Origin of the sequence: Pseudomonas sp. NPDC086278, assembly GCF_050280905.1 — a bacterium.
GTDB lineage: Bacteria > Pseudomonadota > Gammaproteobacteria > Pseudomonadales > Pseudomonadaceae > Aquipseudomonas.
Map to the genome: position 1 here is coordinate 20,237 of NZ_JBNNWE010000074.1, position 9,688 is coordinate 29,924.

Sequence of the window (9,688 nt, forward strand, 5' to 3'; positions counted from 1 at the left end):
GCGCGACGCCTGTGTCACCCGCGCTCGGACGGCACCGAAGACAACTCGAACGGGCTGCTGCTGCGCCGCTGGTTGCGATCTTCCCGCGGCGTGGCGCCGAAGAAGTTGCGGTAGGCACTGGAGAAATGTGGCCCCGAGGAGAAGCCACATGAAAGGCCGATCTGGATGATCGACTTGCTGGTTTGCATCAACATCTGCCGGGCCTTGTTCAGGCGCAACTCCAGGTAATACTGGCTCGGCACGCGGTTGAGGTATTGCTTGAAGATCCGCTCCAGCTGCCGACGAGACACGCACACGTGTTGCGCGATTTCGTCGGTGGTCAGTGGCTCCTCGATGTTGGCTTCCATCAGCAGCACCGCCTGGGTGAGCTTCGGATGGCTGGAGCCGAGGCGGTTTTGCAGCGGAATGCGTTGGCGCTCGCCGCCTTCGCGGATGCGCTCGACCACCAGTTCTTCGGACACGGCACCGGCCAGTTCCGCGCCATGGTCACGGGCCAATACCGCCAGCAGCAAATCGAGCACCGAAAGGCCGCCACACGCGGTCAGGCGATCACGGTCCCAGTCGAACAAATGGCTGGTGGCGATGACTTTCGGGAAGCGTTCGGCAAAATCGTCCTGCCAACGCCAATGCACGGCGGCGCGATAACCGTCGAGCAAACCGAGTTGGGCCAACGGGTAGACGCCGGCGGACAAACCACCAATCACGCAACCGGCCCGCACCAGTTGTTTTAGCGAACTGCTGAGCGCCGGCGCCAGTGAGGCCGGTGGCTCATCGGCCAGCAGAAACAGCTTCTGGAAGTTTTCGAGCTTGCCGGCCCACGGTTCACCCGGCAATTGCCAGGTGCCTTCGGTCGGCGGTTCGGCCTGCAGGAATGACAGTTCGTAGACCACGTCCGGGTGCACACGCTGGGCAACACGCAAGGCCTCCTCAGCCAGCGCAAGCGTCAGTGCTTTAGTGCTGGGCCAAATCAGGAAACCAATTCGATGGGCAGTCATGGCGGGCAATCCGAAACGAAAACAGTGATGAAGGCATGGGCCAATGCTAGCCCGTAAATGAACGCAAGCTCAAAGCCAACAGAGATCAAATGTGGGAGCTGGCTTGCTCGCGAAGGCGTTCGTTCAGATAACTATGATGTTGACTGACACACCGCCATCGCAGGCAAGCCAGCTCCCACAGGAGATCGGGGCCGGCTTTTAGACTGCGAAGCATGCACTATCCCGGTGCGCAACGGGAGTTCGGTTTTACTTCAAACTGCCCGAGAGGAATTGTTGCAGACGCTCGGATTGTGGATTGACCAGCACTTCACGCGGGTTGCCGCTTTCTTCGACGACGCCTTTATGCAGGAACACCAACTGGTTCGACACTTCGCGGGCAAAGCCCATTTCGTGCGTGACCACGACCATGGTCCGGCCTTCCAGCGCCAGGGCTTGCATGACCTTCAGTACGTCACCGACCAGTTCCGGGTCGAGGGCCGAGGTCGGTTCGTCGAACAGCATGACTTCCGGTTCCATCGCCAACGCACGGGCAATCGCCACGCGCTGCTGCTCGCCGCCGGACATGTGCCCAGGGTAAGCATCCTTGCGATGCGCCACGCCGACCTTGTTCAGGTAGTGCTCGGCTTTCTCACGGGCTTCAGCCTTGGTCATGCCGAGCACGTGGACCGGCGCTTCCATGATGTTTTCCAGCGCGGTCATGTGCGACCACAGGTTGAAATGCTGGAACACCATCGACAAGCGCGAACGCATGCGTTGCAGCTGTTTCGGGTCGGCGGCTTTCATCGCGCCTTCCTTGTTTGCCACCAGTTTCAGCTCTTCGTTGTTGAGCAGAATCCGGCCCGCGTGCGGCTGTTCCAGCAGGTTGATGCAGCGCAGGAAGGTACTTTTGCCGGAGCCACTGGAGCCGATGATGCTGATCACATCACCAGCCGCCGCTTTCAGGGACACACCCTTGAGCACTTCGTGACTGCCATAGCGTTTATGCAGGTCTTGGACTTCAAGTTTGTACATGCGGTCGGTTCTCACAAAAACAGTCAGTCAGTCGTTGAGCAAGCGCCCGTGACGCAGCGCTTCGCGCCCCGCCACCTTGGCCAGCCAGAAACCGGGTTGGGCATAACGCAGCCGTTCAATGGCAAACAGTACCCCGGACGTACCAGCACACACCGTGCTGACGCGATCCGATAAAGGATCGATCACTTCGAAAATCTCGTCCCCTACGTCAACCCATTCACCGGGTTTACGCAGAAAACTCACCACACCGGGGTGCGGCGCGAACAGTAATTCGGTGCCTTCGAACGGCATGCCTTCGCACGCTTCCCGCACAGGTTTTGGCCATTCGCCGCTGATCAACCCCTGCTCGGCGAGGAACGCCAGAATGCCTTCGGCGTAAGCTTCGGCATCCGAACGAAGGGTGTCCGCCTGACCGCCCAGCTCAATGGTCGTCGCCAGACAGGCCAGCGGAATCTGCGCCTCAGGAAACAGACGCGACAAGCGTAACCACGGCAGCGAGCACGCTTCGTCGAAGGAACTGCCGCCGGAATCTTCCGCCAGCAAGCCGACCTTCACGTTCAAGTGCGCGGCCAGCGAACGCCATTGCGGCCAGTGTTGCGGCAATGCGTAGAGGTGCAGCGCGGCTTCGGCATCGCAATGCAAATCCAGCACCACATCGGCGGTGCAGGCATGGCTGAGCAAAATGCGTTGCATGCCTTGCAACTGGCTCGCGGCGGGCGGCAATGCGGCGAGCGCGTCGCTCATGGCCTGACGGATCAACCGGACATTGGCGTGCGGATCATCACCCAGGCGCTCGGCCAGCTCAGCGGCGACTGGCGCGCTCAACTCGACGAAATCGCGGTTGAAGTTCTTACCGCTGCCCGCCTCGAAACGCCCTTGATGAGTGCCTTGCAGCAGTTGATCGAGGCCCAGTGGATTGGCCACCGGCACCAATTCGATCACCCCGTTGAGCAAGCCTTGGGCTTCAAGTTGTGTCAGGCGCTTTTTCAGCTCCCACGCGGTGCGCATGCCTGGCAGTTCATCGGCGTGCAAGCTGGCCTGAATGTAGGCCTTGCGCTCGCCCGTGCCGAAACGGAACACCGAAATCTGGCGTTCGCTGCCCAGGTGGCTCCACGGCAATGAATGATCGATGCGTTCCATATCAATGCTTCCGTGGGGCCAGATAGCCCAGCCAACGGCGCTCGGCCAGTTTGAACAGTTTCACCAGAATGAACGTCAGGCACAGATAGAACGCGCCGGCGGTGATGTAGGCTTCGAACGGCAAGTAATACTGGGCGTTGACCGTGCGCGCAGCGCCGGTGATGTCGATCAGGGTCACGATGGAGGCCAGACTGGTGGTCTGCAACATCATGATCACTTCGTTGCTGTACTGCGGCAGCGCCCGACGCAAGGCCGACGGCAGCAGGATGCGCTTGTACATTTTGTAGCGCGACATGCCCATCGCCTTGGCGGCTTCGATCTCGCCGTTCGGCGTCGCGCGCAGGCTGCCGGCGATGATCTCGGCGGTGTAGGCGCTGGTGTTGATCGCGAAGGCCAGGCACGCACAGAAGGTTGCGCTGGACAGCCATGGCCACAAGAAGCTTTCGCGTACCGCTGCGAATTGCGCCAGACCGTAGTAGATCAAAAACAGCTGCACCAGCATCGGCGTGCCGCGGATCACATAGGTGTAGAGCCACGCGGACATGTTGACGACCGAGTTCTTCGAGACGCGCATCAAGCCCAGCGGCACAGCGCACAGCAGACCAAAGAACAGCGAAATCGCCAACAGCTTGAGGGTCGTGAGCAAGCCACTGAAGTACAGCGGCAACGCTTCATAAATGACGTTGTAGTCGAAGATCATAGATCAGCCGCCCTTACGCCTACCGAGTAGCGCTTCTCAAGTTGACGCAATACCAGCAACGAGACACTGGTGATCACCAGGTACATCGCCGCCACTGCGAGGAAGAAGGTGAAAGGCTCGCGGGTGGCATCTGCCGCCTGCTTGGCCTTGAACATCATGTCTTGCAGGCCCACTACCGAAATCAGCGCGGTGGCCTTGGTGAGGACGAGCCAGTTGTTGGTGAAGCCCGGAATCGCGAGGCGAATCATTTGTGGCACCAACACCCGGAAAAACACCTGAAAACTGCTCATGCCGTACGCCATGCCGGCTTCGGCCTGCCCCTTCGGAATGGCCATGAAGGCACCGCGGAAGGTTTCCGACAGGTACGCTCCGAAGATGAAACCGAGGGTGCCGATACCGGCGGCCAACGGGTTGAGGTCGATGTAGTCATCAAAGCCGAGCATCGGCGCGACGCGGTTGAGCAAGTCCTGACCGCCGTAGAAAATCAGCAGGATCAGCACCAGATCGGGAATACCGCGAATCACCGTGGAATACAGATCGCCGAGCCAGGCCAGCCAGCGCACCGGCGACAGACGCAGTGCAACGCCGATCAGACCCAGAACGATGGCCAAGACCATAGACGACAAGGCGAGCTGAAGCGTCAGCCATGCGCCATCGAGGATGACAGCCCCGTAGCCTTTCAACATGATTCAGGTCCTCGAAAGTTGGGATGAAAAAATGGCGCAAACCTCAGAGATCCTGTTGCTTGCGCCATTTCGGACTGTTCGATGCGACGGACTTACTTGCCGTAAATGTCGAAGTCGAAGTACTTGTCCTGGATTTGCTTGTACTTGCCGTTTGCGCGAATGGCGGCGATGGCAGCGTTGAGCTTCTCCAGTTCAGCCGTGTCACCCTTGCGAACCGCGATACCTACGCCATCACCGAAGTATTTGACGTCGGTGAAGGCCGGGCCTGCGAACGCGAAACCTTTGCCGGCGTCGGTTTTCAGGAAACCGTCATTCAACAGGGTAGCGTCTGCCACGGTACCGTCGAGACGGCCAGCGGCCAGGTCGAGGTAGATTTCGTTCTGCGAACCGTACGGCTTGATCTCGGCACCCAGCGGGGCCAGGACTTCGCGGGCGAAACGCTCGTGGATCGAACCACGTTGCACGCCGATGTTCTTGCCCTTGAGCTCAGTCAGGCCTTCGCTGACCTGAGTGCCGGCCTTCATGACCAGGCGAGCCGGGGTGTTGTAGTACTTGTTGGTGAAGTCGACAGACTTCTTGCGGTCGTCGGTGATCGACATCGACGACAGGATCGCGTCGATCTTGCGCACTTTGAGGGCCGGGATCAGGCCGTCGAATTCTTGCTCGACCCACTCGCACTTGACCTGCATCTGCTCGCACAGGGCATTGCCGATGTCGTAGTCGAAACCAACGATGCTGCCGTCTGGCGCTTTGGAAGCGAACGGAGGGTACGCCGCTTCGATACCAATTTTCAGAGGCTTTTCATCGGCGAAGGTTGGCAGGGACAGCACGGACAGTGCCAGGGCGCCAAGCAGCACGAGTTTCTTCATTCTGGAACTCCATCGGTAAAGGGCAAAAACGGCAGAGTGAGCAACAGCCCAATATGCGAGTGAGTAAAACCGGAAAGCGGTTGCTGCGTCCTAGGAAACCCGCGTTGATTTCAACGCGAGCGACGACGAGCGAGTGATCGGCATTCTAACGACAGGCCCGAAGCCGATATTTCTTCAATGCGACAACTAATTACAGAAGCACCGAGAAAGCCGTTTGGGCGCGTTGACAGTCCTGCAAATTCATGCAAGAGCAAAAGACAGTGAACCGATATCAGTTGCAAATTGCGGGCCCATTATTGGCAAAGCCTTCTAATCCGGCAAGCGCAGAGTGGTGTCTTATTTTTTTCGACCGGTTTGCAGGCTCGGGAATGGGGCTTTGCGTTTCTCAATGCCCCGCCTTCGAGCGTGCGGTTACACATTCAGTTACTTGAAGGGTGATGGGTAACAGAGGGAAATGCCTGACAGATGAAGCCGATAATTATTGGGCGTTGTTTATCGGGTGTCAGGTAGATCGCCTTCGCGAGCAAGCCCGCTCCCACAGGTTTATGGGTTGTTCAGAAATCTTGCGTTCACTAGAGATCCCTGTGGGAGCGGGCTTGCCCGCGAAGAGGCCCGCCTGCCAACACACACCCTTCAAACATAAAAAAACCCCACCAGACATGCTATCCGGCAGGGTTTCAATGACTCAGTAGCGGCGGTTTAAGCCACGTTCATCGTCTTGTGCGTATCAATCAAATGCTGCACCACACTCGGGTCCGCCAGGGTCGAAATATCGCCCAACCCGTCGTATTCAGCCGTCGCAATCTTGCGCAGAATCCGCCGCATGATCTTGCCCGAACGCGTCTTCGGCAGCCCCGGCGCCCACTGAATCACGTCCGGCGATGCAATCGGACCAATCTCTTTGCGCACCCAGTTTTTCAGCTCCAGGCGCAGTTGCTCGCTCGGCTCTTCGCCACCGATCAAGGTGACGTAGACATAAATGCCCTGCCCCTTGATGTCGTGTGGCACACCGACCACAGCCGCTTCGGCAACTTTGGGGTGAGCGACCATCGCGCTTTCAATTTCGGCGGTGCCCATGCGGTGGCCGGACACGTTGAGCACGTCATCGACGCGACCGGTGATCCAGTAATAACCATCGGCGTCACGTCGCGCACCGTCGCCGGTGAAATACATGCCACGGAACGTCTTGAAGTAGGTGTCGACGAAGCGGTCATGGTCGCCGTACAGCGTGCGTGCCTGACCTGGCCACGAGTCCAGAATCACCAGGTTGCCCTCGGCAACGCCTTCGAGAATGTTGCCCAGGTTATCCACCAGCGCCGGCACCACGCCGAAGAACGGACGGGCCGCCGAGCCAGGCTTGAGGCCGTGAGCGCCAGGCAGTGGGCTCATCATGTTGCCGCCGGTTTCGGTCTGCCACCAGGTGTCGACGATCGGGCAACGGGATTGGCCGACGTTCTTGTAGTACCAATCCCACGCTTCCGGGTTGATCGGCTCGCCGACCGAACCCAACAGACGCAGGCTGCTGCCATCAGCGCCTTCAACCGCAGCGGTGCCCGCCGCCATCATTGCGCGGATCGCGGTGGGTGCGGTGTAGAGAATGTTGACCTTGTGCTTGTCGACGATCTTCGCCACCCGAGTGATGTCCGGGTAGTTCGGCACGCCTTCGAACAGCACCGTGGTCGCGCCGTTGGCCAGCGGGCCGTAGACGATATACGTGTGGCCGGTGACCCAACCGACGTCGGCAGTGCACCAGTAGATTTCGCCCGGACGGTAGTCGAACACCCGCTCGTGGGTCATGGCCGCGTACAGCAAGTAACCACCGGTGGTGTGCTGCACGCCCTTCGGCTTGCCGGTGGAGCCAGAGGTATAAAGGATGAACAGCGCTTCTTCAGCGCCCATCTCTTTCGGCGCGCAGACACTGCCCGCCACTTTCATCAGGTCTTCGTACCAGATGTCGCGATGCTGGTTCCACTTGATGTGGCCACCGGTGCGCTTGCACACGATGACTTTCTGAATGCTGCTGGTTTCCGGGTTGGTCAGTGCGTCGTCGACGTTGGACTTCAGCGGGATTTTCTTGCCGGCACGAACGCCTTCGTCTGCGGTGATCACCACTTTGGATTTGCAATCGATGATGCGACCGGCCAGGGCTTCCGGCGAGAAACCGCCAAATACCACCGAGTGAATCGCGCCGATGCGGGTGCAGGCCAGCATGGCGACCACGGCTTCGGGGATCATCGGCATATAGATCGTGACGACGTCGCCGCGATGCACGTCCTGGCCGCGCAAGGCGTTGGCGAACTTGCAAACTTGTTCGTGCAGCTCGCGGTAGGTGATGTTGCGGCTTTCGGAAGGATCATCGCCTTCCCAGATGATCGCGACTTGATCGCCGCGCTCGGCCAGGTGACGGTCGAGGCAGTTGTAGGAAACGTTCAGGGTGCCGTCGGCGAACCATTTGATGTCGACATGGTGATCGTCGAACGAAGTCTGTTTCACCGTGGTGAAAGGCTTGATCCAGTCGAGGCGCTGGGCTTGCTCGCGCCAGAAGCCGTCCGGGTTGACGACCGACTGCTGGTACATGGCTTTGTAGGTCGCCTCGTCGGTCAGCGTGTTGGCTGCTACCTCGGGACGAACGGGATACAGAGAAGCCGCACTCATCTTTCTTACCTCGGTGGAATAGTTGTTTTTGTATGGCCTGTGTTGTAGCCGGGTCGGCCCTATAGAACCATTCGACGATGGTAGTAACAAGCCCCTACAAAACACCGTGATAAGCCGAAACACGTCGCCTGAAAGTACGCCAAACCCTGTGGAAGCGTGGCTTGCCCGCGAAGAACGCTAACGCGACCAACCTGAAAAAACCCACCGCAAAGGCCAACTGCAACCGGCCTCCATTACGTTAATCGCTGATTGTTACGAAATTCGCCAAAGGTGTTTATCAAAACCCCGCCTATATGAATAAAACTCCCACGCCTAAAATCCACCTCGCCAACAAGGCACCGTGATTAACCCAGTTGCAGCCCCCACGAAGGCCGTTAATCCAACTCCCGATACTGAAGTTACACACGCAACCCCAAAAAGGTTGCGTGACCCCATTCGACCTCAGAAAGGTACTTTTGAAATGAAAGCTTTATTAGTTCTGGCCCTCAGCAGCCTGTGCGCAATCGCCATGGCAGACGAGGCCCCGACTGATGTCGCACAGCAACAACCCGCCGTCGAGGAATACACCTACTCCACCGACCTGGACATCGCCAACGTTGTTTCCATAAGCGAAATCCCGAACGTCTGCGAAGTGGTCCCGGCCAAAATGGAATACGACGACTCGAAAGGTCAACGCCACATTCTGCGCTACAGCGTCATGGGCAATGGCTGCTCCAATGGCTGATCAAGACTGCACCGAATCGGACAATTTCAGCGCTGGCTGAAGCTCGATTCCGGCCCGGCTTCGGTCGGGCTCAGTTGTGTTTGAAGCCAGTGAAACCCGCTCCGAAACACAACATGTAGTGAAAAAGCGCTTTTTTGGCTGTTTTTTGAACAAAAACAAACCAGCGTCAAAATTAACAAAAAAAAATCTATGCCGGCCAAAGCCCTGTAATCCCTCGCTTTGCCCGAAAAACCATCCCTTTCGGCCAGACCATGAGCCGATTCGCCGCACCACGCCGGCAAAAACTTCCCTATAATGCCGCCTTAAACGGGCCTGCAATATTCCCTTACAGGGATGAAAAGCCAGTCTGAAGCCCCGCAGTGGCGTTTATCGCTGTCTGCGCCCATCAGTGGCTCTCGGAACCCCGTACAAAATTCTGTTTTATTGCCTGCCTTAGCTGCTGCAAAAAACGATTCCTTAAGATCCAACGCGGTCAGAACGACCGTGTGAACACCAATCACACGGGCATCTGGCCCTCACGCAGGAGACGACACGTCATGCTGAGCTGGGACGAATTCGACAAAGAAGACAGCGGCGAAGCCGTGGTAAAAGGCGCCAACGCCGGCCACGCGACCGAAGCCAACATGGACCGACTCGACACCGCTGGTGGTGTCGCCGCTCAAGAAGCTCGCGCCGTTACCGCGACTGACTCTGCCGCCATCGCCCGTGCCAAAGCTGCTCTGGACACCCTCGACGTCGCCGAAGGCCTCGCCGAACTCGAAGGCGCCTCCGCCCGCGTCGCGGTCGACGAAAAGCGCATGATCAACTGCCGCGAGGTGAGGACACCAGAAACGCCGGTGTTCTGGTGAACAACGATGTACTCAGCCCGACCGCCCCGCCACCGCCGTCGTAAGACATGCGTTGCGTGA

General features: G+C 58.6%; 8 protein-coding genes and 1 pseudogene. 2 read left to right on the forward strand and 7 right to left on the reverse strand.

What is annotated here, in order from left to right:
• Positions 1 to 14: 14 nt before the first annotated feature.
• The 7 genes from argR to acs form a co-directional block, all read right to left on the reverse strand.
• Positions 15 to 995, reverse strand: coding sequence for a transcriptional regulator ArgR (gene argR / locus ACQKP4_RS20920; protein ID WP_427635520.1), 981 nt, complete (start codon positions 993 to 995; stop codon positions 15 to 17).
• Between the two features lie 246 nt (positions 996 to 1,241).
• Positions 1,242 to 2,006 (reverse strand): ABC transporter ATP-binding protein, encoded by a 765-nt coding sequence (locus ACQKP4_RS20925; protein ID WP_427635521.1) that lies wholly within the window; start codon positions 2,004 to 2,006, stop codon positions 1,242 to 1,244.
• A 27-nt stretch (positions 2,007 to 2,033) separates the two neighbouring features.
• On the reverse strand, positions 2,034 to 3,146 hold the full coding sequence (locus ACQKP4_RS20930; protein WP_427635522.1) for a M14 family metallopeptidase: 1,113 nt from the start codon (positions 3,144 to 3,146) through the stop codon (positions 2,034 to 2,036).
• A gap of 1 nt (position 3,147) precedes the next feature.
• Positions 3,148 to 3,846 (reverse strand): ABC transporter permease, encoded by a 699-nt coding sequence (locus tag ACQKP4_RS20935; RefSeq protein WP_427635523.1) that lies wholly within the window; start codon positions 3,844 to 3,846, stop codon positions 3,148 to 3,150.
• A complete protein-coding gene (locus ACQKP4_RS20940) occupies positions 3,843 to 4,532 on the reverse strand; it encodes an ABC transporter permease (protein ID WP_427635524.1) in 690 nt (229 codons plus the stop codon). The genes ACQKP4_RS20935 and ACQKP4_RS20940 overlap by 4 nt, the downstream gene beginning before the upstream one ends.
• A 92-nt stretch (positions 4,533 to 4,624) precedes the next feature.
• Positions 4,625 to 5,401 (reverse strand): ABC transporter substrate-binding protein, encoded by a 777-nt coding sequence (locus ACQKP4_RS20945; RefSeq protein WP_427635525.1) that lies wholly within the window; start codon positions 5,399 to 5,401, stop codon positions 4,625 to 4,627.
• Between the two features lie 699 nt (positions 5,402 to 6,100).
• Positions 6,101 to 8,056: an acetate--CoA ligase gene (gene acs / locus ACQKP4_RS20950; RefSeq protein ID WP_427635526.1), complete on the reverse strand. Its 1,956-nt coding sequence runs from the start codon at positions 8,054 to 8,056 to the stop codon at positions 6,101 to 6,103.
• Between the two features lie 460 nt (positions 8,057 to 8,516).
• Between acs and ACQKP4_RS20955 the strand changes: the two genes are divergently transcribed.
• Positions 8,517 to 8,780, forward strand: coding sequence for a DUF2790 domain-containing protein (locus ACQKP4_RS20955; protein ID WP_427635527.1), 264 nt, complete (start codon positions 8,517 to 8,519; stop codon positions 8,778 to 8,780).
• Between the two features lie 536 nt (positions 8,781 to 9,316).
• Positions 9,317 to 9,592, forward strand: a pseudogene (locus tag ACQKP4_RS20960) (ribonucleotide-diphosphate reductase subunit beta); the annotation flags it as partial.
• Positions 9,593 to 9,688 lie beyond the last annotated feature (96 nt).